The organism is Paraeggerthella hominis, assembly GCF_021044775.1.
Classification (GTDB): Bacteria; Actinomycetota; Coriobacteriia; order Coriobacteriales; family Eggerthellaceae; genus Paraeggerthella; species Paraeggerthella hominis.
The window spans coordinates 72,346-96,040 of record NZ_JAJNOQ010000009.1; the positions used below are offsets into that span (position 1 = coordinate 72,346).

Annotated in this window: 21 protein-coding genes; 9 read left to right on the top strand and 12 right to left on the bottom strand. The window is 58.8% G+C overall.

The window, feature by feature from the left end; genetic code table 11:
* Positions 1 to 21: 21 nt before the first annotated feature.
* From LQE90_RS09970 to LQE90_RS09990, 5 genes are all read right to left on the bottom strand, one after another.
* A complete protein-coding gene (locus tag LQE90_RS09970) occupies positions 22 to 432 on the bottom strand; it encodes a peptide deformylase (RefSeq protein WP_216529613.1) in 411 nt (136 codons plus the stop codon).
* Positions 433 to 508: 76 nt separating this feature from the next.
* Positions 509 to 961, bottom strand: coding sequence for an arsenate-mycothiol transferase ArsC (locus LQE90_RS09975; protein WP_255713268.1), 453 nt, complete (start codon positions 959 to 961; stop codon positions 509 to 511).
* Between the two features lie 228 nt (positions 962 to 1,189).
* Positions 1,190 to 1,609, bottom strand: coding sequence for a peptide deformylase (locus LQE90_RS09980; RefSeq protein WP_216529615.1), 420 nt, complete (start codon positions 1,607 to 1,609; stop codon positions 1,190 to 1,192).
* Between the two features lie 196 nt (positions 1,610 to 1,805).
* A complete protein-coding gene (locus LQE90_RS09985) occupies positions 1,806 to 2,252 on the bottom strand; it encodes a zinc ribbon domain-containing protein (RefSeq protein ID WP_216529616.1) in 447 nt (148 codons plus the stop codon).
* A 229-nt stretch (positions 2,253 to 2,481) separates the two neighbouring features.
* Positions 2,482 to 4,173, bottom strand: a complete 1,692-nt coding sequence (locus LQE90_RS09990) for a SulP family inorganic anion transporter (protein WP_216529617.1) — start codon at positions 4,171 to 4,173, stop codon at positions 2,482 to 2,484.
* Positions 4,174 to 4,470: 297 nt separating this feature from the next.
* On the opposite strand from LQE90_RS09990, the gene LQE90_RS09995 reads away from it, so the two are divergent.
* The 6 genes from LQE90_RS09995 (at position 4,471) to LQE90_RS10015 (ending at position 11,648) form a co-directional block, all read left to right on the top strand.
* Positions 4,471 to 5,358 (top strand): methylenetetrahydrofolate reductase, encoded by an 888-nt coding sequence (locus tag LQE90_RS09995; RefSeq protein WP_216529618.1) that lies wholly within the window; start codon positions 4,471 to 4,473, stop codon positions 5,356 to 5,358.
* The gene (locus tag LQE90_RS10000) at positions 5,345 to 6,037 is read left to right on the top strand and encodes a vitamin B12 dependent methionine synthase (protein ID WP_216529619.1); all 693 of its coding nucleotides are present in this window, start codon (positions 5,345 to 5,347) and stop codon (positions 6,035 to 6,037) included. Before LQE90_RS09995 ends, LQE90_RS10000 begins: the two co-directional genes overlap by 14 nt.
* 16 nt (positions 6,038 to 6,053) lie before the next feature.
* Entirely contained in the window at positions 6,054 to 8,576 is a 2,523-nt protein-coding gene (locus LQE90_RS10005; protein WP_216529620.1) for a homocysteine S-methyltransferase family protein, read from the top strand.
* Positions 8,577 to 8,804: 228 nt separating this feature from the next.
* Entirely contained in the window at positions 8,805 to 10,310 is a 1,506-nt protein-coding gene (locus LQE90_RS10010) for a SpaA isopeptide-forming pilin-related protein (protein ID WP_216529621.1), read from the top strand.
* A 391-nt stretch (positions 10,311 to 10,701) separates the two neighbouring features.
* On the top strand, positions 10,702 to 10,902 hold the full coding sequence (locus LQE90_RS12565) for a TOTE conflict system archaeo-eukaryotic primase domain-containing protein (protein ID WP_418831147.1): 201 nt from the start codon (positions 10,702 to 10,704) through the stop codon (positions 10,900 to 10,902).
* Between the two features lie 470 nt (positions 10,903 to 11,372).
* Positions 11,373 to 11,648: a hypothetical protein gene (locus tag LQE90_RS10015; protein WP_369412409.1), complete on the top strand. Its 276-nt coding sequence runs from the start codon at positions 11,373 to 11,375 to the stop codon at positions 11,646 to 11,648.
* A 13-nt stretch (positions 11,649 to 11,661) separates the two neighbouring features.
* Here the strand turns inward: LQE90_RS10015 and LQE90_RS10020 are convergent, their stop codons facing one another.
* On the bottom strand, positions 11,662 to 13,206 hold the full coding sequence (locus tag LQE90_RS10020; protein ID WP_225749470.1) for a flavocytochrome c: 1,545 nt from the start codon (positions 13,204 to 13,206) through the stop codon (positions 11,662 to 11,664).
* Positions 13,207 to 13,452: 246 nt separating this feature from the next.
* On the opposite strand from LQE90_RS10020, the gene LQE90_RS10025 reads away from it, so the two are divergent.
* Complete coding sequence (locus tag LQE90_RS10025; protein WP_216529624.1) at positions 13,453 to 14,373, top strand: LysR family transcriptional regulator; 921 nt, start codon at positions 13,453 to 13,455, stop codon at positions 14,371 to 14,373.
* A gap of 120 nt (positions 14,374 to 14,493) precedes the next feature.
* On the opposite strand, the gene LQE90_RS10030 is transcribed toward LQE90_RS10025, so the two are convergent.
* The 5 genes from LQE90_RS10030 to LQE90_RS10050 all read right to left on the bottom strand — a co-directional run bounded on the left by LQE90_RS10030 (position 14,494) and on the right by LQE90_RS10050 (position 20,046).
* Positions 14,494 to 15,186: a TetR/AcrR family transcriptional regulator gene (locus tag LQE90_RS10030; protein ID WP_225749468.1), complete on the bottom strand. Its 693-nt coding sequence runs from the start codon at positions 15,184 to 15,186 to the stop codon at positions 14,494 to 14,496.
* A gap of 90 nt (positions 15,187 to 15,276) precedes the next feature.
* Entirely contained in the window at positions 15,277 to 16,236 is a 960-nt protein-coding gene (locus LQE90_RS10035) for a DUF5692 family protein (RefSeq protein WP_216529625.1), read from the bottom strand.
* A 103-nt stretch (positions 16,237 to 16,339) separates the two neighbouring features.
* Positions 16,340 to 17,362, bottom strand: coding sequence for a DUF5692 family protein (locus tag LQE90_RS10040; protein WP_216529626.1), 1,023 nt, complete (start codon positions 17,360 to 17,362; stop codon positions 16,340 to 16,342).
* A 302-nt stretch (positions 17,363 to 17,664) separates the two neighbouring features.
* The gene (locus tag LQE90_RS10045) at positions 17,665 to 19,191 is read right to left on the bottom strand and encodes an amidase family protein (RefSeq protein ID WP_216529627.1); all 1,527 of its coding nucleotides are present in this window, start codon (positions 19,189 to 19,191) and stop codon (positions 17,665 to 17,667) included.
* A gap of 420 nt (positions 19,192 to 19,611) precedes the next feature.
* Positions 19,612 to 20,046 (bottom strand): SWIM zinc finger family protein, encoded by a 435-nt coding sequence (locus LQE90_RS10050; protein ID WP_216529628.1) that lies wholly within the window; start codon positions 20,044 to 20,046, stop codon positions 19,612 to 19,614.
* Positions 20,047 to 20,285: 239 nt separating this feature from the next.
* Here LQE90_RS10050 and LQE90_RS10055 point away from each other — a divergent pair, with 239 nt between their 5' ends.
* Positions 20,286 to 21,203 carry a DUF5655 domain-containing protein gene (locus tag LQE90_RS10055; RefSeq protein WP_231088286.1) on the top strand — a complete coding sequence of 306 codons (918 nt, stop codon included), beginning with the start codon at positions 20,286 to 20,288 and terminating at the stop codon, positions 21,201 to 21,203.
* On the opposite strand, the gene LQE90_RS10060 is transcribed toward LQE90_RS10055, so the two are convergent.
* The gene (locus tag LQE90_RS10060) at positions 21,200 to 21,394 is read right to left on the bottom strand and encodes a hypothetical protein (RefSeq protein WP_216529629.1); all 195 of its coding nucleotides are present in this window, start codon (positions 21,392 to 21,394) and stop codon (positions 21,200 to 21,202) included. The two genes, LQE90_RS10055 and LQE90_RS10060, sit on opposite strands and share 4 nt — an antisense overlap.
* Before the next feature lie 653 nt (positions 21,395 to 22,047).
* Here LQE90_RS10060 and LQE90_RS10065 point away from each other — a divergent pair.
* Positions 22,048 to 23,232, top strand: coding sequence for a Fic family protein (locus LQE90_RS10065; RefSeq protein WP_216529630.1), 1,185 nt, complete (start codon positions 22,048 to 22,050; stop codon positions 23,230 to 23,232).
* Positions 23,233 to 23,695 lie beyond the last annotated feature (463 nt).

Here is a 23,695-nt window from a genome sequence, read left to right on the forward strand (position 1 = left end):
ATCGCGCAGCCGCCCGCCGGGCTAGATCACGATGCCGTTGCAGTGGTCGATCTCGTGCTGGATGATCTGCGCGGTCCATCCGGCGAACGACTTCGTCTTGGAGCGAAACGCCTCGTCTTCGTAGCGAACCTTGATGGTTCGGTAGCGTGTGGCGGCGCGCCTGCCGAGCAGCGAGAGGCAGCCTTCTTCCGTTTCGAAGGGGCCTGCGCAGCTGATGATTTCCGGATTGAACATGATGCGCGACGTGCCTTCGTCGTCGAATACGATGATGCGCTTCGGTACGCCGATCATGTTGGCGGCCATTCCGACGCATTCGTGCGAGTGGGCGGCCAGCGTGTCGAGCAGGTCTTGCGCCGTTTGGACATCGGCGGTTGTCGCCGGTGCGCAGGGCTGCGCAAGAAACGTTTGGTTTCTCATGATGGGCTTGATCACGGCAGGGCCTTTCGGGATGAGGCGACGGGATTCGGGGAGGTCGGTGGCTTGCGCGAACGGGATACGGCGCAAACGGTCAAAGGGCGGCTTCCATGCGCTTCTTGAGGTCGGCGATGCGATCTTCAATGAGGGCGAGACAGGTTTCGAACGAGCTATCGTCTTTGCCGCTGGGGTCTTCGAGCCCCCAATCCTCGCGATGCGCGCATGGAAGCGCCGGGCACGCAACCCCGCAGCCCATGGTGACAACCCAATCGACGGGCGGAATATCGTCGAGCGGCTTTGACCGAAGCCCGTCGGTTCCGTATCCATGGTTGGCAAGCGTTTGCAGTGCCTGGTGGTTTATGTGCTCCCGGGGGTGCGTGCCGGCCGAGCAAGCTGCAAAGGTGCCTTTTGCGATCTGCTTCGCGATTGCTTCTGCCATTTGGCTTCGACATGAGTTGTGCGTGCAGACGAAAGCAACTCGAGGAATCGGGCGGCTTGTCGTTTGGGGATGGCTGCGTTCGGGACCGAAAGGCTCTGCTTCGTGCAAGGGTGCTCCATTCTAGGCGTGCGGCATCAACCGCGCTTGGATCCTTGGCGGCTGATGCCGCCCTTGTGGCCCGAGGCCTTGTTCGGGCCGATGCCTGCGCGCGGGTTGCGATTGAGGGGAGCCGAAGCGGCGCGCCCGCCTTTTGCGGCGAGCGCGCGAATCCAACGGTCTCGATCGGGGTTGCTGGACGGTTTTGCCATGATGGTTCGGACTGCCTGAGCGCGCGAGCTAGACCAGCTTGCCCTTGCAATGGTCGATCGTGTGCTGAATGATCTGGGCTGTCCAGCCGTTGAAGTCCTTCTTGCGGGCAACAAGCGTGCCGTCGACCAGCTCTTCGTAGGCGATTTTGACGCGATCGTAGCGCGTTACCTTGGAATCGGCCTCCAAGGAAAGGCAGCCTTCGACGGTCTTGAACGCGCCGAGCGCCTGCAGCAGCTTGGGGTTGTACATGACGTGCGGCTGGTCGTTGTCGTCAAGATAGGCGACAACGCAGGTGGCGGCGCCAATTTGATTGGCCGCCAAGCATGCGGCGCCTTCGAGCGAGATCAGCGTGTCGATCAGATCCTGCGCAACCGACGCGTCTTCGGCGGTGGCTGCAGCGCAGGGCTGCGAGAGGATGGCCTCGTCCTTTACCAGTTCCTTGATCATGATGCTCCCGTCTTCGTGGGTTTGAAACGCCCGCGGTGCTGCGTGCGCGCTGCGGGGTTGATTTTCCTGGACGAATTCTATCACGAGGAAGCCTGAGGGGGCGTGGGAGCATGCACGAGGCGCGTTCGGAGCGCGCACGCAGCAAGGTTGGCCCGGCGCGTTCGGCACGTTGTGCGGTCCGCGGCGTCTTCGGTTGCTACTTCCAGCGCTTGAGGTGGGGAAGCAGCGCGCCCATGAACGAGACGGCCTCGTCGCGTGAAACGTGGCAGGATTCGGCCATGTACGGGGCGCAACGCTCGATAAGCTCCTCAAGCGACTCGTCTTCGACGAATGCGCCGTCGCGATAGCACCATGAGCAGTAGTCGGCGGAAGGTGCGCCGTCGGCTTCGCTGCCGTAGTCTTTCGGTTGGTAAAAGGGCATGCCGCAGCTTTGGCAGTAGTCTCCGTCGGGCATCTCGAGCAAGTGGGTGACGGGGAGGTCGAAGGTGGCCGAGATCAGCTTGCACATATCGATGCCGGGTGTGGTCTCGCCGTTTTCCCAGCGAGATACCGCTTGGCGCGTTACGAAAAGCTTGCGGGCGACGTCTTGCTGCGTGAGGTTGCGCTCTTTGCGCATGGTTACGAGGGCGTCTGCGATGGTCATGGGGCGTCCTTTCAGGCGGGCGGAAGCGGCGATGCGCCGCAAGGACATTGAACCATGCGAGGTGCGAAAACGTAAAGCAACGAGTTGTTGCGGCGCGGTGGCAGCGGCTAGGGTTCTTGCGGTCGCTTCGCGTGGCCCAGGCGCGACCGTCGAGGCCACGCGCGCAGGTTGGAACTTGCGCACGTGGCGCTCGGGCAACGTTGAGGCTTGGCTTGGCGGTGCGCTTGCGCTACTGCGCGCGCTTTCGCACCGCTCGACTCTCCTCGTCAAGCAGCTGGTGCGCGTAGGCTATGGCGTCGTCGATGTTGCCGCGGAAATGATCTTCGCCGACCAAATCCACGAAGCCTGCGCGCCGCATGGTCTTCATGGGCTGCTCGTTGGCATGCGAGAAGATGAGGCTCACGCCGTTTTCGCGGCAGTAGTCATACAGGTTCTCCAGTGCGTTCATGCCCGTGGAGTCGAGCGAGGGAACGCCACGCATGCGGATGATCAGGTACTTCGTGAACGATTTTACCGAAATGTCCGTGATGCGGTCGGTCATGCCGAAGAACATGGGGCCGTTGATCTCGTACACGCGCACGCTTTTGGGCAGTTCGCGAAGGTGGGTGACCTCGGAGTCCTCGTCGCAGTAGTACTTCCAGCCGCGGACCTCGGTTTCCTTGCTGACCATCTTCATGAACAGGACCACGGTGATCAGCATGCCCACGCCGATGGCTACCACCAGGTCGAACACGATGGTCAGCGTGAAGGTTAGAAGCAGCGTGGCGACGGCGCCCTTCGACGTGGTTTTGCACAGATGCGCGAAGTTGCGCCAGCCGGACATGTTGTATGCGACGTGCAGCAGGATGGCCGCGATGGTGGGCATGGGGATGAAGGCGGCGTAGGGCATGAAGAACGCCAGGACGATGAGCAGCACCAGCGCATGGGTCATGCCGGCGACGGGGGTGCGTCCGCCGTTTTTGACGTTCGCGGCCGTGCGGGCGATGGCTCCCGTTGCGGGGATGCCGCCGAACAGCACCGACGCGACGTTGCCCGCGCCTTGCGCTACCAGCTCCATATTGCTGCGATGGTGGGAGCTGATCATGCTGTCGGCGACCACGCAGGACAGCAATGATTCTATGGCGGCCAAAATGGCGATGGTGACGCCGTTCATCATCTGCTCGCGGAATATGTCCAGGTTGAGTTGCGGAACGTGGAAGGCGGGCAGTCCGCTGTTGATGGTGTAAAGGTCCCCGATGGTGTTCACGTTCATTCCGAAGCCGTTCACCATGGCCACTCCGGCGATCAGCGCCACCAGGGAGCCGGGGATCCTTTCGCTTACCTTGGGCCAGGCAAAAAGGATTGCAAGGCACACGACGCCCACTGCGAACGCTTGCCAGTTGACCGTGGCGATGCTTTGGGTTACGGCCTGCAGCTTGTCCATGGTCTCAACCGTGGGCGCGCCTGCGGGAAAGGTGAGCCCTAGGAAGTCCTTCGCCTGTCCGATGACGAGCGTTGCCGCGATGCCCGCGGTGAAGCCCGTGGTGATGGTGTAGGGCACGAAGCGGATGATGGCGCCGAGCTTGAAGAATCCCATGAGCATAAGCAGGACGCCAGCGATGATGGTGGCGGCGATCAGGCCGTCTATGCCGTCGGCGGCCACGATGCCGGCTACGATGGTGGCGAACGCCGCGGTGGGACCGGAGATCTGCACGCGGCTTCCGCCTAAGAAAGCGATAAGGAACCCGGCGACGATGGCCGTATAGAGCCCCTTTTCGGGGCTGACGCCGGAGGCAATGGCGAGGGCGATGGAGAGGGGCAGGGCCACTACTGCCACCATGATGCCCGAAACGATGTCTTTGGGCAGCTGCTTCTTGAGCTCTTCTTTGCTGGAATGCTTGATGATGCTGAACAGGATAGGTTTGATTTTGTCGCGTTGCATGGTCGATTCTTCTGGGTCGTGTCGGGCTTTGCGGTGTTGCGCCCCCGCAAACAAGACGTTCCGCCCAAGCGTGGCGCCGGGCGGAACGCGAACGTGTTCGTTTTGCAGTTGGTGTTTGCGACGGGAATGTGCATTCTATCGCGCAAATGACAATATGGCAACCGTTGTACGATAGGGAGCCGTTCTGGGTTGACGAAACCCTGAAGGGGTGTCCTTTTGTCGCGACTGTGCTGCCGTGTTCGACCCGATGCCCCCGACGTCCTTGCTCGGAGCGTCGCGATTCGCAATAATGGAGGCATGAGAAGGATAGATGACATATTCGCTACGCGCAAGCAGCCGGTCTCTTTCGAGATTTTCCCTCCGAAGGGGGATTTGACGCTCGATGCGGCTCATGGGGTTGCGGCTTCTTTGGCCGATCTTGTTCCCGACTTCATCAGCGTGACGTATTCGGCGGGAGGGAGCGGCAACCAGCAGGCTACGGCTGAAGTCGCTTCGCTTATCCACCACGACTTCGATGTTCCTTCGGTTGCGCATCTGACGTGCATCAACTCTACCGAGGAGGCGTTGACCGCTGCGATCGACGATCTGCGTCGTCGCGGGGTCTCCAATGTGCTCGCCTTGCGCGGAGACCTTGTGTCCGCCTGCGACCCGTCGCCGTTCAAGTATGCCAAGGACCTTATCATGAGGTTGGCTGACGAGGGGTTTTGCATTGGAGCGGCGGCTTATCCCGAAGGCCATATCGAGTGCACCGACTTCAAGGCGTCCGTCGCTCATCTGAAGCAGAAGCAAGATGCAGGTGCGAGCTTTTTCGTCACGCAGCTGTTCTTCGACAACCAATATTACTACCGCTTTCGCGAAGCGGCCGAAAGAGCGCACGTCACGGTGCCCATAACGTGCGGCATCATGCCGTTTCTGAGCAAGGCCCAGATACAGCGCATGGTGTTCATGTGCGGCGCCTCGCTGCCGTCTCCCATCATCAAGCTTTTGGCGAAATACGAAAACGCTCCCGATTCCCTGCGGTCGGCCGGGATCGAGTTCGCGTGCGAGCAGCTGGTCGATCTTCAGAAGCACGGCGTTGACGGATTGCACATTTACACGATGAACCAGCCTGACATCGCGCGCGCCTGCGTGGGCGCGCTCAGGGGCTCCTGGGGTGCGGAAGGCGGTCGGCATGGCGGGCTTTGATCGCGCTGAAGTGCTGCGTTACCTGGGATATCATGGCCAGGCTCTCGATGCCGAGCTTTTGGCCCGACTCGAGGACGTGATGCGTGCGTGCGAGAAAGCCGTGAAGCCGCGGTGCATTTGGCGGGCGTTTCCCCTTGATCGAGAACGGGGAAGCGATATGTGCGTTTGGCTTGAGGGCGTGCCTCAGCCGCTGGAGGGAAAAGACATTGCCGCGCATCTTCAGGGGGCGAGGGAAGCCGTTTTGATCGCCTGCACGCTGGGGTCGTCGTACGAGCGAGAGTACCAGCGAAGGGTCGCGGTCAGTCCAACGGAGGCGCTGTTCTTCGATGCGGCGGCTTCCGCCTTGGTCGAATCCGCCGCATCCGATGCGGAGGAACAGGTGACTTGCTATGCCGCTGAGCGCGCGTGCGCCGTGAACCGCCGCTACAGCCCTGGATACGGTGACTTTCCCCTGACCGTGCAGAAGGGGTTGCTCGACGCGCTCGATGCGCCGCGAAGCATTGGCTTGACGGCGACGTCGGAGTGCTTGCTTGTCCCGACGAAGAGCATCACGGCCGTTATGGGGGTGTTCGACGGCGCGGTGAGCGATGCGGTGCGAGCGTCGTGCGAAACGTGCGCGCTTGAAGGGCGCTGCGCGTGGAGGAAACAGGGAAGGTCATGCTGCGGCGACGACGCCTAGCGTGCGGAGGGAGAACATGATGGCGAACGATGGGCGAGCGAGCATGCCGGACAGCTTGGAGGGCTTGGTTATCAAGGATGCGCATCTGGAGCGCGTGCTGCAAGGCTTGGACTTTCTTGTGCAGGACGGCGCCATGGGCACCATGCTTCAAAAGCAGGGGCTGACTGCCCATGGCGAGCTTCCCGATTTGCTGAACTTCGCGAATCCCGACGCCATTACCGCTGTTCACGCTTCTTACGTTGAAGCGGGCGCGGAAATGGTCACCACCAACACGTTCAGTGCGAACGCTCATAAGCTGGAGGGCCGTGCGGAGGTGGCCGACGTGTATCGTGCGGCCGCCGCTTGCGCGCGTGCCGCGGGCGCGCGCTACGTGGCCGGAGGGATGGGCCCGCTCGGTGTTTTGCTGGAACCGCTTGGCACGCTGTCGTTTTCCGATGCTTACGATATGTTCTGCGAACAGGTGCGAGCGATCGTGGCGGCTGGGTGCGACATCGTGCTGATAGAGACCATGACCGATCTGCGGGAAGCGAAAGCGGCTCTTCTTGCCGCTAAGAACTGTTCGAATCTTCCCGTATTCGTTTCGATGACGTTCGGGGAGGACGGCCGAACGTTTTTGGGGACGCCTCCTTCGGTGGCGGCGGCGACGCTTTCCGCTTTGGGCGCGCATGTGGTCGGCGTCAACTGCTCGCTGGGCCCCGATGAGCTGGTGCCTGTTGCGCACGAGCTTTTGAGGTTCGCGCGCTGTCCCGTTGTGGTGCGCCCCAACGCCGGCATGCCGCGCATTGTTGATGGGCGCACGGTATACGACGTCGAGCCTGACGAGTTCGAGCGCGCGATGGACGGGATCGTTTCCGCGGGCGTGACCGTGATCGGGGGCTGCTGCGGAACGTCCCCGGTGTTCGTGGAGCGTCTTGCGCGGCTGGCGAAGGGCCGGTCGGTTGCCCCGCGCGACAAGGTTGACGCGTTCGTTGTCACGAGCGCCCAAGAAGCGGTGGTGCTCGAAAAGGACGCGCATCGCGTCGCGATGATCGGCGAGCGCATAAACCCGACGGGCAAGCCGCGCTTGCGGGCCGCTTTGCGCGACGGCGACTACGATTACCTGGTGGGGGAGGCGGTTGTCCAGCAGGAGGCGGGAGCCAAGATCCTCGATGTGAACGTGGGGCTACCCGAGCTCGACGAGGCGGACGTTCTCTCGCGCGCCGTTTTGAGGCTGCAGGCAACGTCGACGCTGCCTTTGCAGATCGACTCGAGCGACCCTTGCGCCATCGAGGAAGCGGTGCGCGGCTATGCGGGCAAGCCGCTCGTCAATTCCGTGAACGCGAAGCGGGAGAGCTTGGAGGCCATCCTTCCCATCGTGAAGCGCTACGGCTGCGCGGTGGTAGGCTTGACGCTTGACGAGCACGGCATTCCGTCAAGTGCCGAGGAGCGGTTCGCCTTGGCTAAGCGCATTGTTGATCAGGCGGTTTCGCACGGGATTCCGCGCGAGGACATCGCCATCGACTGCCTTGTCATGTCGGTGGCGACGAACCAACGCGAAGCATGCGAGATTTTGCGCGCGGTAAGCATGGTCAAGGAGCGTTTGGGCGTGCGCACGGTGCTCGGCGTGTCGAATATCAGCTTCGGCTTGCCCGAGCGGGAGCTGATGACGGCGACGTTCCTTGCGGCCGCTTTGGGGGCGGGGCTCGACATGCCCATCCTCAATCCGATGTCCGTGCGCTGCCGGGACGTTGTAGAGAGCTTTCGCGTGTTGAGCGGCGAAGACGAAAACGCCGCATCGTACGTTGAGCGCTATGCCGTGAGCGCCGGCGGGTCTGAAGACGCGGCCAAGGGATCGCGGGAGCCGGTGCCGAGCGCCGATGATTCGAGCGGCGTAAGCGCTGGGGCCGACGACGAGGTGCGCGCAATCGAGCAGCTGATCCTTACGGGGCGCAAGGGGCCCATGGCCGATGCGACGCGGGGCCTTTTGCGGTCGCGAGACGCGCTGTCCCTGATCAACGACGTGTTTATTCCTACGCTCAATGAGGTTGGCGACAGGTTCGAACGAGGCACGTTCTTCCTTCCGCAGCTCATGGCTTCGGCGGAGGCCGTCAAGGCCGGTTTCGACGTGATCAAAGACCAGGCGGGTGCGAGCGAGCTTGACCGCGGGCAGGTTATCGTGCTTGCTACGGTGAAGGGCGATATTCACGACATAGGGAAGAACATCGTCAAGATGCTGCTCGAGAACTACGGGTATCGCGTGGTCGATCTTGGGCGCGATGTTTCGCCTGAAGCGGTTGTGGACGGGGTTCGGGAGTGCCATGCGAGGTTGGTGGGATTGTCCGCCTTGATGACGACGACCGTCAAGGCGATGGAGCAGACGATCGCGCTTTTGCACGCTGAGGTCCCGGGTGCTGCCGTAATGGTGGGCGGCGCGGTTTTGACGGAAGAGTACGCTCGGATCATCGGCGCGGATTACTACGCAAAGGATGCCGCTTCGTCCGCTCGCATAGCGGAGCAATACTTCTCTGACCTGCATGCGGAAGCGGTTCCCGCGAGCTGAGGCTTGCATTGGCTCGCGGCGCTTTCGCCTCTGTGCAGAGCAGATGGTTTACGCAATGGATCATTTATCCTTGCTTGTATATAAACTCTTTCATGTATAAACAATTCTATAGTAGACTCCGCCTGGCATAATTCGGGGTCGATTTATTCGACCGGAAATGGAAGATGGGCGGCTATGACGACGGGGGTTGTCTTGTCGCCTTACGTTCGTATTAAGTAAGGATTGCTTATGACAAGAATGAGAATGCCCGTAATTGCGCTGCTTCTGATGGCGCTGATAGGCTTGTCTCCGGTATATGCTGCACCCGCTTCAGCGGTTGGGGTTGCAGCCGGCCCTCTTGAGATTACCAGCATTTTCGACGGGAAAGACGTGTACGCGATCAATGCGAAGGACCCCTCGGGAAACACGCTGGGGGTTATGGTCGAAGACAAGCAGAATCCCGGGCACTTGAAGAAGACGAACTACGTTGCCGTGGCTGTTATCAGCCACGAGGAAAAGCCGGTTTATTGCCTTGAGGCCGACGTGATGGTCGACCCCCTTAAAATGGGCGATTACCAGCCCTCGGATTTGACGCTCACTTCCGATATGATCAACACCATGAGCCTGTATTCTCATTTTGGATACGGCAACGAAGACAACGACGACAGTCAGAACAAGCTGTGGTACGTTGCCGCGCAGCTTCTTATCTGGGAAGAGCTGGGAAACTCGAATTTCAAAGAGTTCGCCTTGGTCAAGAATGACGGTTCGGGGTCTGCCGAACAGATGCCTGCCGAAATAGCGCAGACCATCGACAGCATGAAGCAGTCCATCAAGGACAAGGTGGCGGATTATCGCGAAAAGATGGCGTACGTGCCGCAGTTCATGTTCAATGGAAACGAGATCGATGGAACCCTGACCGTTTCCAAAAAGGAACTTCTTCAGGGGATCGTGGTAAGCGAGAAGTCCGACAAGGTGATTTCGGACGACGAGTTGGGCGATATCGTCGTGCCCGAGGGGCTGCGCGTGGAGAAGAGGCCCGAAGGTCTTTTCATCCAGGCGACGGAGTCGGTTTCGTTTGGCGAGAACGAGATTCTTATTAATCTGTTCAAGCCGCAGGACATGGGCAAGAGCATAAGCTTCGTTGCTCCGGGAAGCCAGACCATCGGCAGCTTTGCCCTTTCGGAGAGCTTGCAGCGCACCGTCGCTTTGCGCGTAAGCGTTGCCGACGAAGGCGCGACCGCGCTCATGAGCAAGACCGCCGTGGCCGGCTCCGGCGAGCTGGAGGGCGCCTCCCTCAAGGTCGTCAAGGGGGGCTCCGCCGACGGCGAGGCCGTGGCCGAGTGGGTCTCGGGCCCCGAGCCGCGCTCGGTGGAGCTGGCCCCGGGCGTCTACACGATGGTGGAGACGCGCGCCCCGCGGGGCTACGAGGTGGCCGAGTCGATCGTGTTCCGCGTGCGCGAGGGCGCCGTGGAGGTCCGCTCCGGGGACGGGTGGGCCGCCGCGGCCGGGTCCGTGGTGCGCATGGAGGACCGCGAGATAGCCGATCCTGGCTCTAACAAAAATGAGGAGAAGCCTGATTCTCCCGAAACCGGCAAGAACGTCGGAACTGATGACAACGGTCAGGGCAAGCGGGCTGCAGTGGGCTACAAGGGTCTCGTTCGCACGGGGGATCACAGTCCTCTTTCGCCTGCTCTTGCGGCGGTTGTTGCGGCGGGCGGTGTTCTTGCTATGGCTTTGAGGAAGAGGGAAATTTAAAGGAAGCAAGCAGATCGTTTCGCATTGCCTGAACTAAAGCTTGTCCCTGGAAGTAACGCTTGCTTCCAGGGGCGAGTTGTTTTTTGCTGCCGCGTGTCGGGATGGAGCGGTCTGCGCGATGGAAGCCTCGCATCGAGTGTTCGAACCGCTCGCGTCGCGAGCTTTTGCCGCTTGAAGACGCGGTCCTTCTGGCTCGTTTTCGAGGATCGGGTTGAGGAAGTGCGGGGATTGCGGCGGGTTATCCGCTTGTCGATGACGGCAATGCGCGTTTGCTTGCGGTTGATTTCGACAAGGATGATTAACGGCGGGCGGTAAGTGCGTTTCGGATCGCGCGCGATCGGGAGGGTACTCCTGCGGCGGTCGAGCGTTCGCGATCGGGCGATGTGCCCACATGAGGGCATTTTTCGCCGAGCCGGTGGCAGCGACGGATGTTCGCAAGCTTTGCTGCGCCTTGTCGGCACATGCAGTGCTCATCGGATCGAGCGCGCGATTCAAATCGTACGACCGCTTATTTCCCCGTCAGGGCTCTGTTCCGATTGGTGGTTTCGGCAATGCGATTTGCGTTGCCGCTTCGGAGTGGCGCATGTCATGACGGTAAACCCTTGTTCATGGGAGCATCGTTTCAAACTTACGATGATCAGCGGCGGTTTCCATCATCGCTCAAACGCATGACGTCGAAAGTCAGTTTAAAGCTTAATTCGAAAGACATGCCTGCGAGCGTGCGGATCATGCGGTCGAATCTGCCGTACGTGTCAAAAGAGGGGATGGCAACTGCAGCGATTGGCCGGATAAGGCGCGCAACCTGCGTTTGGGGGCAGGCGTTGCAAGGGCCGGTCGATTAGAGTTGAGTTCAAAGGAGCGTTGCGCTCCGAGCAGGAGCTTGCTGTTGAGGCGCTGGCGACTTGCGATGTCGGCATTCTTGTTGCTCCGCCGGGGCGCTCGAAACGGTAGCGCTGCCGAGCTGTTTGGCAAGGTCCTCTTGGAGCATCCTGCGGCGGCAGGCGCCATAGGATTTCTTTCGAGGCTGATAATGCAAGGGAGATCGGCCACGGCTTATCCGTCGTGTGCTCCTATTGGCGGAACCGATGCGCGATGCTTTGCCTTGCGCCTACAGGCTTTGTGCTTGCAGCGCTTGCCATGTTGGGCATGAAGTGCTCGAAATGGTTGAAATTCGTATTCCTTCTTGTCTTCGGCGGAATTCTTCTGGTACCGCAAGCGCTCATGGTAGGGGCACGGTGGTGCAACCTATCCTCTTGGTGCCCTTTTTCCATCGCGCCCCGACGGATGTCCTGCCGGAGCGCGATCTATTTCTGGCGTCACCACGTATTCGGTGCTTGATCTTTGTGCAGGCTTACGATTGTTCTTTCGCCGCGTTTTGCCCGGCGATGCGCCCGTAGACTGTGCAATCGGTAATCGCGCAGCTTCCCAAGCGCACGGCGCCGTGCGTTCCGCCCGTTATTTCGCCAGCTGCGTACAATCCGGGAATGGGCTTGAAGTCTTGGTCGATAACCTGCGCCTGCAAAGTGGTATGCAGTCCGCCCATGGTGTGGTGGACTTTCGGCCATAGTTTGGCGGCGTAATACGGAGGCGTTTGCGTCGGTTCTGCGCCAACTTGCACCTTTGCGCCGAAGTCCTCGTCCTTTCCTTGGGCCACGAAGCCGTTCCATCGTTGGACTTCGGCAAGGAACGTTTCTTCGGGTATTTCAAACTTGTCCGCAATCGCATCGAGGGTTTGAAATTCCATAATCACGCCCTTTTTAAGACCTCCTTCGAAGATGTGCTGGGCCACTTGCTTTTTAACCGTTGGGGCGTCCGCGATGATAAGTGTGGGATGGTTGATCTCGAGCATGAGGTCGGCACGCTCTTTGCGGTCCCCTGTTTCCTTGACGAATCGTTTTCCCGTAGCGGGGTCGATCATCAGCCCGTAGCCCACAAGCCGTTCGCAAAATTGCGGGCAATAGCCAAAGCCCTCTTCGTCGGGACTGGTCCACGGCCCCAGCTGGATCCAATCCATGTGCACGTCCATGGCTTTGTGCTTGAGCGCTTCCCTCAAAGCCTCGCCCGTTGCTCCTTGGTGATTTGTGCTTGCAAAGGAGTCTGTCAGGCGCGGTTCGTGTATAGCCCGCATGGGAACGTCTTGGGAGAATCCGCCTGCTCCGAGTACGACGGCTTTTTTTGCCTTGATGTAAGCCAGGGTGCCGCTGTTTTCTTGCCCGAACTTGTACTTTTTGCGAACTTCGGCACCGACGATGCGTCCTGAAGCATCCTCGACGAGCCGTTCCATTTTGGTGCCGAGCGTCAGTTCAACTCCCAGACTCTCCAGATAGGCGACTTCGGCCTTGACGATGTCCGCCCCCGTTGCATTCTCGGTCGTGTTGGTTCGGGGAACCGAGTGGCCTCCATGGAAATTGAGCTTTGTGAATTTGACTCCGATATCGGTAAGCCATTGGACGGCGGCACCGGAATTTTCTGCAAGCACTTTCACTTTATCCAGATGGTTGTAGTATTTTCCGGCTTTAAGCATATCCGCCATCATAAGGTCGACGCTGTCCTCGATGCCCGCTTCTTTCTGCAAGGGGGTGCCGACAGCGGCCATGTCTCCGCCATTGATGCTCGAGTTGCCTCCGTACGTCGTCATTTTATCGATAATGACGACATCGCTGCCGGCTTTTTTTGCTTCGATGGCTGCGGCGAGCCCTGCGAACCCGGTGCCCACTACCAAGACGTCGGTTTCGCTGTCCCATGCAACCGAGGCAGCATCGAGGTTGTTCGTTTGGCCCTGCGTGTCTTCCGAAGACGACTTCGCAGGTGCGCAAGAAGCAAGCGCGGCGCCTCCTGCAAGCGCGGCACCGGCTACACCGATGGTTTTGAGAAACTCTCTTCTTCCTACCGACATGGCTTTCCTCTCTTTTACCCTCCAACGAAGTTCGTGCAGTCAGATTGACCTTCGGGTATTTACTATAGAGGCGGCAAGCGCCTTGAGGAAAGCAGTGATTCTTTGGGCAGCCCAACGAAAAACAATTTGCTTCAATGTCGCGTTGATGCAGCGCAATTTTTTGTTGAATAGATGAAGCGAAAGCGGGCAAGTGCTTTGCTATGATGTTTTGAAAGCTTCGCGTTTCACTGGGGTAAGGGAGGGGCTTTGATTGAATTCGAAATGCGCCAACTGGAGTACTTTGTGGCGGCAGCCTCGGCGGGGAGCTATTCGCAAGCTGCAAAGATGCTTTACGTGTCTCCGCAGGCGGTTTCCAAGGGGGTTCAGGTTCTCGAATGCCGCATGGGCGTTTCGCTTTTCGAGCGGGGCCCTAACGGGATAGCCTTAACCTCCTTCGGCGAATTATTCAAAGAAAAAGCCGAAGAAGCGCTTCTTTCTTTGGAGAGGTTGCAGGTTCTTGCCGATCAGTACAAGAAGGAGAGAACCCTCTCCCTTACGGTGGGCATCCATTCCCTCTGTTTCAGGGAAAACGGTGGAAGCATCGACCGCAGTGCTCTTCTCGAGTTTCAGGAAGCCCATCAAACGGCCGATCTGAGCTTCGCTGAGATGAAGGGGGACGCAATAGTTGATTCTGTTGCCGAGGGAAGAGTCGATCTTGGCATCAGTGTGGTGTCGAAAGGCGATTTTCGATTATCGGAAGGTTTGCTGCTGAAAAAGTTCCCCATTGCGGCTTTGGTGTCCGATCATTGTGCGCGCTTCGCCGCAGGAGGCGTCGTTGCGATTGAGGAATTGGTGCAAGGTGAATTGGTCTTGTTTTCGGGGGAGCGGGATTTCAACGAATTCTTCATCGAGCGCGTGCGGTCCGAGGGGAGCTCGGTGAACGTTTCTCCCTTGCAGGTTAGCTCTCATAGCGACATCGATTTCGTCATTGATAGAGAATTGTACGTGATACGTCCTTTGCAGCATGCAAGACGAACGATAAGAAACGGGCACCTGCTTGTTCTTCCCATCGTGGACGGCTGTGGGAATACCATAGAAATGCCGTTGCATTTGTTTTGGCGGAGGTCGCGTCATCTCAGCAATTTGGATTCTGAGTTCGTTGAGTTTGTCCGCTCCCTGTACCTTTGAGCGCCTGGCCAAGGAGTTCGCTTCGGTTTCCGAATGTGCCTCGGTGTTTGTCGCCAACTTTCCAAAAGAGCGGCTTTCCTTCCTGCTTGTTTCCCTTGTGCGGGGAAAGGTCGTCGCTTCTCATTCCGAAGCAGCGGGGTGCTCCGGCCACGGGGGCGGGTCCATCACCCGCATGTCCAGGTGCAGCGTTTGCGCGATGAGCAGCGCCAACTCGTCATCGGTGATGTCGGGTTTGGCTTTCATCATCCCCTCCAGGCCGAAGAGCAGCAATCCGAACGTTTCGGGCACCAGCTGAATATCGACGGTGCGGTATGCCGCGTATTCGGACACGATGTAGCGCTGGATGCATGCGACGATTTCGCGTACGGCCCGTGTGGCGAACTTGTCGCGCATGCCCAGTTCTTCCAGGACGGTTATCATGGGGCGCGGTCGGCCCGATGCGGTGTAGAGCGCCCGGCGAAACGCCGACACGCATTTCTTCAGCTCGGAGGGCGTGTCGCCGAATGCGCGCAGTTCGTTCCAGGTGGCCACGCTTTCAATCAGGTCTTCCAGGTAATCGTCCAATACGGCAGCAGTCACGGCCTGCTTGTCGGGAAAATAATAGTACACCAGGCTACGGCTCACGCCGGCCTCGCGAGCGATTGAGGCCAAGCTGGTGGCTGCCACTCCCGCGCGTTCGTATAATTCTCGCGCAGCCAGCATGATGTCGCCCGCCGTGCCGTCTAGCCGTGCGCTTTCGCGCACCTGCCGCGTGACGGGACGCGGCAGGTGCGGATCGACTCCCGGCATGGGCGCGCTGCTCTGCATGGGCATGACGGCTCCTTCGTTCGTTTGGGAAGTCGCCGCATGTGCGTGCCGTTGTGCGGCTGCGCTCCGCTTTCGCGAGGATATCGGACGAGCGGATCAGCGGTTTTCCTCGACGACCTCCCTATAGCTTCTGGTGTCAGTATAAAGCTCGTCTTTCAGCGGGTTAAGATGCCGCGAACGAATCCGGTGAACCTGGTAGGCGGCAAGCGCCATGTTGGCGGCAAGTGCCACCAAGCTTACTGCGAAGAACGCGGTTGGATTGTGCGTGGTGGGAATTTCCGCAAATGTGTAGAACTGCGGTACCGCCATGGCGAACATTGCGTACAGTCCCAGCGTTTGCGCGCGATGTTGCAGCCATGCGCCGCGCTTCGTGAAGAACGTGGGGATGGTGCAGGCGATCAATAGCGCCAAGCCCGTGTACGTGGAATGGTCGGACATGCAGTTGTAGGTGTACGCGAAGTTCCACAGATCGTAGGCGATGATCCACATCCAAATCATGTCGGGCCAGATCATGTCTTCGGACTTGTCCTTGGAAACAAAGATGCCGAACCAGCCGCAGATGGTGATGATGTTCAGAACGCCGGCTATCGCGTTCATGATGTTCCACGGACCGGAAATCATCCACACATGGTCGACCACGGCGCCGTCCCATAATCCGAAACTGAACATCTGGACGTCGCGAACCACGGCCTCGGCTATATTGACTGCCAGAATGAGCGGCGGGAAGCAGAGCGCCCAACGCTTTTCGTACAGGTGATGCGTCCGACCGTCGGCACCGCGCCATTTCACGAACCTGAGCGCCATGAAGCCCACGCATCCGGCTAGAGCGGAATACGTTTTCACCCAGTTGAACCAGTTGCCCGTGCCGTAGGCGTTTCCGGGCGCGGCGGTGTAGGGCCATACGAACACGGTCAGCACGATAGGCGCGGCAATGAACAGCGCCACGCCGCCCCATGCGCTCGTGCGCCCTAATTCGTTGAATGCCATCAGGGCGAACAGCACGAACAGCCATACGGCCCACACCGTAGGGTCGCTTGCCTGGTACAGGATTCCCATGGATTGCCTCCTTGGATCGCGCGATGCCGGGGCCTTGTTGCTCGCAGGGCTCGTCGTGGCTTGCCGCGTACGGTTCGCCCTGGTTCCAATTGCGCCGCTGTTGCTACGGACGTGTCACCATCGTCTCCACGCGGCCCTTGTCGTCCCAAGCCGCGGCATAGCCGAATTGTTCCAGGTTCGCCAGCGCCGCTTCGCGTTCGCCTTCGGGAACGTCGATGTTGTCAAGGTAGACGCTGCGATACCGCGAGCTGTCTATGAATAGCTCGCGTTTGAACGGATTGCGCTTTTTTGCCAGCATCGTGCGCGCTTGATAGACCGCCACGCATGCGTTGAACGCAAGCGCGATCACAGAGATGGTCATGTGAGCTGCGGGGCTGTTGGTGGAATGCACTATGAACATGGGATGCAAGAAGAACCACGGCACCGTCATGGTGATGATCATGTTGACGGCCAAGGTGCGCACGCGATGCTGCGCGTAGGCACCGCGCTTGATGAAGAACGCCGGGATGGTGCAGGCGAGCAGTAGAACCAAGCCGCAGTACATGGAACGGTCCGACACGCTGTTGTAGGTGTACGCGAAGTTCCACAGATCGTACCCGATGATCCAGAACCACATTTGATCGGGCCATATATAGTCTTTCTTCTTTCCGCGGCTTACGATGATCCCGAAAAACCCGCAGATGCACAGCGCGTTCAGGATGCCCGCCACACCGTTGATGACGTTCCATGGTCCGCCCACTACCATGTAGCCGTCCACCATGCCCGTCACGCCTGCCAGCTGAAAGTCGCGGATGCACGCTTCCAGGATGTTGATGGCGAAGATGATGGGAGGAATGCATACGATGTGCTTCTTTTGAAACGCGGGAAAGTACACGATGAGCCATCCCAGAATGGCACCGGCCAAGCACGAGTACGTTTTCACCCACTGAAACCATGTGCCCGCGCCTGTTCCCTCGACGGCGGTGTTCGGCCATACGAACACCGTCAACACGATGGGCAACGCGATGAACATCGCCGCGCCGACCCATTTGCTTAGACGCGAAAGCTCGTTCATTCCTATGAGAAACACCAGGTAGACGATTACGCTTATGAAAGCCGTTGCCGAAAGCGGTTCATAGAAGAACATAGGAGCCCCTTCCCTTCGAATGCGTGCGAACCGTCTTGGGAAAACGCTCGAAAATCGATGCGGTTTTCGCTCAGAGCGATTCGCTCCTATTGAGGCACAGCATAGCAAGGAGATTTTCCGTGGGCTTGACGATTTGATCTTGAAACGTCAAATCGCGCTTCGCGGTGCGTGCGGTGTCCAGCGCGTGCGGGCGGGCTAGAAGGAAGCCCGCCCGCTGAGGGATTTTGGGAAGCGCAGTTATCGTTTGCTAAGAAGGGAGCTCGTCAACGGCGCAATCCGGCGCTCGTTGATTGCGGGCAATCCTACTTCAGGTAGTTTTGGGGGATCGCGCGCCCGGTGGTTTTCTGCTCAAAGCTGTAGGCGATGTTGAGCAGCTTCTCGTCCTCGTTCTGGCTTCCGATGAAAGTGGCTCCTCTGGGGGCGCCTTCTTCGGAAACGTCGACCGGCACCGTCAGTTCGGGGTATCCTGCCACGGCGGGCAGAAGGACGCCTTCGTTGTCGTAGAAGACAAGTGCGTCGAGCTTGTTGTCGCGAAGCAGGTCGTCGATTCGGCTCTGTGCCTTTTTAACCATCGCTTCGACCTTCGCTTTGTCGAATTCGTTCACCTCGTTTGCCTCTTCAAGGAGGTCCTGGCCGTATTTTGCTCGTCTGCTCTCGTCTTCTTTGTTGAAGGCGATCAGCTCCGCGAGGCTTTTCACCGGCGCATTGTAGGTTTGCAGGTACCGATTGAGGTCGTTTTTGAAGTCCTGGTTGATGATGTGCTCGTTGTCAATTCCTTCTTCCGGAAGCTCGACCGCTACCGCTTCGGCGCCGCAGGCCTTTATCTTGTTGGCAAGGGCCTGGTCGGGATCTTTGCCGACAATGCCGATTCGCTTCCCCTTGAGAAAGTCGGCGTCGAGGTTTTCGTTCACGGCCTTCGACGTATCCGATATGGATGCGTTGTAGAGAGCGGCTGCGTCCTTCACGTTTTTCGTCATGGGCCCTACGGTGTCCATGGTGGATGACAGCGGAATCACGCCCGCGGCGGAGATGGCGTCTTTCGTGGGTTTGAATCCGACGATCGAATGGATCGCCGACGGGGCGATGATCGAACCCGTGGTTTCCGTTCCGATCGCCACTGCGGAGAGGTTCGCGGCAACGGCTGCGCCGCTTCCGGAACTGGAGCCTTCCGGCGAGAGCTCGAGGGGATTGAAGGGGTTGTGGGTTTGGCCGGCCTTGGAGCTGTAGCCGCTTGGCATCCTCGTGTCCATGAAGTTTGCAAGCTCCGACAGGTTCGACTTGCCCAAAATGATGGCGCCGCTATTGACGAGGGCGGTTACCATTTCGGCGTTGTCGCTTGGCGTGAAGTCCTTGAGCGCGTAGGTGCCGCCGCTGGTCGGCATGGTGTTCGTGTTGATGTTGTCTTTGACGAGGACGGGGATTCCCCTCATGCCCGTCGGGGCTGCGGGGCTCGCGTCGAGGGCGCGGGCTTCCTCCATTGCTTTCGGGTTGATTGCCGCCACTGCGTTGAGCCCCTTTTCGCCGGCATCGTACGTTTTGATGCGGTCCAGGTAAAACGCCGTCAGCTCTTCGTAGGTTAGCTCGCCCTTAGAGATTGCCGCATGCAGGTCTTCGATGGATTTCTCCATGATCAGGTCTTTTTTCGCGCGGATCTTTTCGAGGTCCATCCCGGCAAGCTGCGAGTCGATGAGCGCGACCTGCTTGTCCTTGTCGTAGGCTATGCGCTCTTCCTGATTGGGGGTGAGCGATTTCAGGAGCATGAACGCAGCTAGGGAGATGCCGGCTAGGGCAAGTATCACGATCAATGCGATCTTCGCGGTTGTTTTCATCGATGCCTCTTCACTTCGTTTGGGGAATGCGGCGCAGTTCTTGCGTTTCCGGTTGCTCTATGGGCAATGGTGTTCCGTCCGGAAGGCTGATTCCCCAAGGGGGTCTTTCGTTGCTTGGGGTCTTTATACCACGGCAAATGGGATTTCAGGTCTTTTTAAGGTTGGAACGAGGAAGCGGGAGGGTGTGGGAGAGCTTGTTGTCCGATGCTTGGCGCATGGTGGACGCATCGATTGTGATATTCTGAGTTCCGCAGGGAGCGATTTGTCGGAAGGGGAGGGCGTGAGGAGGCCGGGATGTTCCAGGGCTTTTCCGCGCTGCTTTTTGCTCCAATAATCATAGTGGCGAAGGTGTGGATGTATCTGGCCAAGATGCCTAGGTCTTGAGCCTGTTTTCAAAGGCTTGCTAGCGTCTAAGCGAAGCTACCAGTACCGGTTATTCCTCTCCTCAAGCTCGATGAGTGCATCGTAGAGCTGCTTCTGTAGCTCGTCCTTCTTCAGGCTTTTGACGTAGCATTCGATTTCTTTGTAATGCTCTTGCTGCTGACGCTCCTCTTCCTTTTTCGATTCCTCGACTTCGCTCAGGAAGGCATCGGCTTCGCTGGGAAACGCGGTGAAGCATAATGCGATCATGTGCTTGCAGATAACCCGTCTGTCTTTTGCGAAAGGACAATTGCAGCGAGAGCGCTTGGGGTGCTCGATGTCGATGATGGTGTGGTAGGGGTCTTTCGCCGATCCCTGCATGTAGCTTTCGAAGATACTTTCGGCCAGCTGCTCGTACGCTTTAGCCTTTCCTTCTTTAAAGTAGTCGTAGCCTCGCCAGACAGAAGCTCCGCTTGCTGAAGACCAGAAGCTCATGAAAGCCCTCGTTTCTGCCGTTGTCACCGATCGGTTGAGCTGAAGTGTACGTTCGAAAGGGGAAAGATGCAAGCTGGCTGGTAGCGAAGTCGGCGGGAGTCGTGTATTCGTCTTGCTGGAATAGGTGCTAGGATAGGTGGTGAAGGCGGGTTCTCGAGGTCGTGCGTCATCTCGGGGAAATCCGGTATCTCAATGCGTGCAGAATTCGTTCGCGCTACTACTGCGATTAAGGACTTACGATGAGCGACATCACTCTTTTTCGATTGAAGCCCGAGGTCGAGCCTATTGCGTTGCAGGCTGTACGTTTGGAGCGCGAGATACAGCGGCTTATCGAACGGAATATGGAAACCTTCTTCGGAGTGCGATTCCTGGCGAGCGAGTATGTTGTTTCGCTTGTCGATGGTGCCGATGTCCAAGGCGGACGCATCGATAGCCTTGGGATCGATGAGAACAATTGCCCGGTAATATTCGAATACAAACGTGACGTCAATGAAAATGTCATCAACCAAGGGTTATTCTATCTCGATTGGCTTATCGATCATCGTGCGGACTTCAAGCTACTGGTGATCGAAAAGCTCGGCAGGCAAGCCGCCGACGCTATAGATTGGAGTTCGCCCGCCGTTTATTGCATTGCAAACGCGTTCGGCAGGTACGATTTGCATGCGATTAAGCAGATGAACCGCAATATCCGTTTGATCCGCTATGCGAACGGTGGCGACATGGTGATGTTTGAGTATCTGAATTCGCCGTCTACCGTTGCGCTGGCTTCCCCTGCGATCGACGGAAGCTTTGCGAGGTCGAGGTCGAACGACAAAACCTTTGCGCAGCAGTACGCCGGAACGACGGATGAATTGCGTGAGATCGTCGATGAGGTTCGCCGTTACATGGCAGAACGGGGTGACGACGTATCCGAAAACGAGCTCAAGTTGTACTTGGCCATCAAAAAAGTTCGCAACATCGTTTGCGTCGAGGTGAACAGAACGCGCGTGATTCTGCACATGCATCTGAATCCCGATACGGTTGAGCTGGGCGGCATCGTTGTCGATGCTCGCGAAAAAGGCCATTGGGGTACGGGCGATCTGGAGTGCAGCATCCGCACCATGGACGAGCTCGACAGCGTCAAGCCGCTGCTCGATAGGGCGTACTTGGAGAATTAGGGGTTGGTAGGGAGCGCGGGCGCTTCGGTCTTTTCGGCCTTGCCATTCGCCAATAAGTTCGCCAGCGCACGCTCGATGGTGGTGCTGATGTCGGGACAGGCTTGGGAGCTGTGCCGCTTCGTCACCTTGCCAAAGGAGTCGCGCAGCGCAGCCTCTTCGCGCTCGGTCTTGATGAGCTTGGTTTCCGACACCGGGGGTATGCGTTCTTCGAACTCTCGGTATGTTGCTAGGATTACGCCCAGCATGGAGCGTACGAACGGCCCAACATAGTTGCTGCTCTCATGCCAGCCCACGGAACTCGCGGCGAGGGTGTCGCGATACGGTTGGACGCCTCGGTGGACTGGACCCTCGCGACTTTGGTCAGCGCCTCCAGGGCGTCCGGCTTAGCGGCGAGGTAGAGGGCCTGCTTGCCCCTATGCTCGTGGACTGCCGAGAGCAGCTCCATCGTCTTCGGAGTCAGAAGCCCTTGAGGGACACTCGAATAGTCGAATTGTCGCATCCAGTCGCCTTTGTTGCGGCATGGGCCGATTATCTGCATCGTATTGCAATAGATGATGCGGATTTGTTTTCGAAGAGGCAGATAAAGCCACGATACTGCAGCAACGTTGGCGGATGGAGGCGAAGCGAACGGAAGCGCTGCTGACGAGGAAGTAAGTGTCTGAGCTGCGTATACGATGGATTGTGGCATATGGCTGCGTACTTCCACGGGATCGGCACGCGGCTACCACCTTAGCGGCATGCGCTTTGCAACGTGCGGATTCCGATTTGCCAAGATAACGGAAGTGAACTAATATTTACTTCCGTAAAAGAATAGGAATCGGCATTAAATCTGCTGGGAGGGACCATGTGGCCAAGCATTACCTACGAGACGTGCGCATGGAACAGGGATTACGATGATCTTGCGCTCATACCCAAGGGTCGCAGGCGCAAGATCCTGCCGATTTACGAAGCGGCGGTCCCGGCGGCAATCGCCCAGCAGGCGGTCAGTCTGTCTCCCGAACTTGAACGGCGAATCGCCGAGGTTGAGGTCGCGGTGGCGCGCTTCGATGAGGCTCAGGGCGCGCGTGACTGGGATCTTCCAGCGCTCCTCTTGAGGAGCGAATCCTCGTCGAGTTCCCAGATCGAGCGGCTTACGTCGAGTGTGAGCAACGTGGCGCTCGCGGAGCTCACGGAAAAGGCGCCTGCGAACGCCTTGCTCATTGCGGGTAACGTTGTTGCCATGCGCGAGGCCGTCGGGCAGAGCGGACCCGTGAGCATCGGCTCGATCTGCAGCATTCATGACGCGCTCATGGCGGGAACCGCCGAGCGGCGGGGGCTACGCAACGAGCAGGTGTGGATCGGAGGCTCGCCCTACAGCCCGCATGGGGCGTCTTTCGTACCCCCCTATGAAAAGCGCATCCCCGGATGCCTCGACGACCTTATCGCGTTCGGGGGGCGTGAAGACGTCTCGCCCGTGGCCAAGGCGGCGATCTTTCACGCGCAGTTCGAGACCATTCACCCGTTCACGGATGGCAACGGCCGCACGGGTCGTGCGCTCGTGCACCGCATGCTGGCGAACGATGAGATCCTCCTGCATTCGACCTTGCCCGTTTCCGCGGGGCTGCTGCACGACGTGGGGCGGTACATGGGGGCGCTCAATGCCTATCATGCGGGGGATATCGAGCCGATGATCTGCTGCCTTGTCGACGCGTTGGAACTCGCCGTCGTCATAGGTTCGCGTATCGCATTCGACGTGGACGCCGTTCTCGACGCATGGAGCGCTGCCAACACGGACCGCGCAGGGTCGGCTTCCCATGACCTGCCCGCGCTTCTAGTGGAGCAACCCGTCGTGAACGTCGCATACGTCGCAGAGCATCTCGAAATCACCGACCGCGCTGCGCGCTCCCTTGTTGAAACTGCTTGCGAGAGAGGCATTCTCTCGAAGATGGGCAATGCGAAGCGGGGCGCGTTCTACCAAGCGGGCGAGCTCATAGGGATACTCGAGGAGGTATCGAGCCTCCAGGGCATTCGGAGAATCGCCGCCCGCTAGTGAGCCGCTGGGATTCCGAGGGGATTTCGTGTGTGGGCTACGGATTGCGTTGCCGATTTCCGTACGGTCTTCCTTCCGGGCTTTCTGATCCTACCTGATGCGCTCGATCTACATTGTTTGCCTGATGGGCTGGCGTGTGGCCGCAATCTCGTCAAAACTGTTTGACATCCGGCCTGTATCGTTTTCTCGGGGGCGACGAGGAGGCCGAGCGCGTCCTGCGTGCCTAGAACGAGGTGCTGTACGCGGAGGAGCGCAGCTCCATGCTGCGTGCAAGCCGAATTGCCGATCCCTCTGCAGAGTGTGAAGTCTACGGCTCCCTAGTCGACTTCATTGCCTTGAGGAGCTCTGCGCAGTGGTTATCGCGTTTCATGAATATCCTTTTAGATCGCTCTTGAAGGATGAAGTGGCTCTAGGCGTTTGCTCCAGCGCGGTGCGGGCTCTGTTTCGAGCGCGTCGAGAGAGC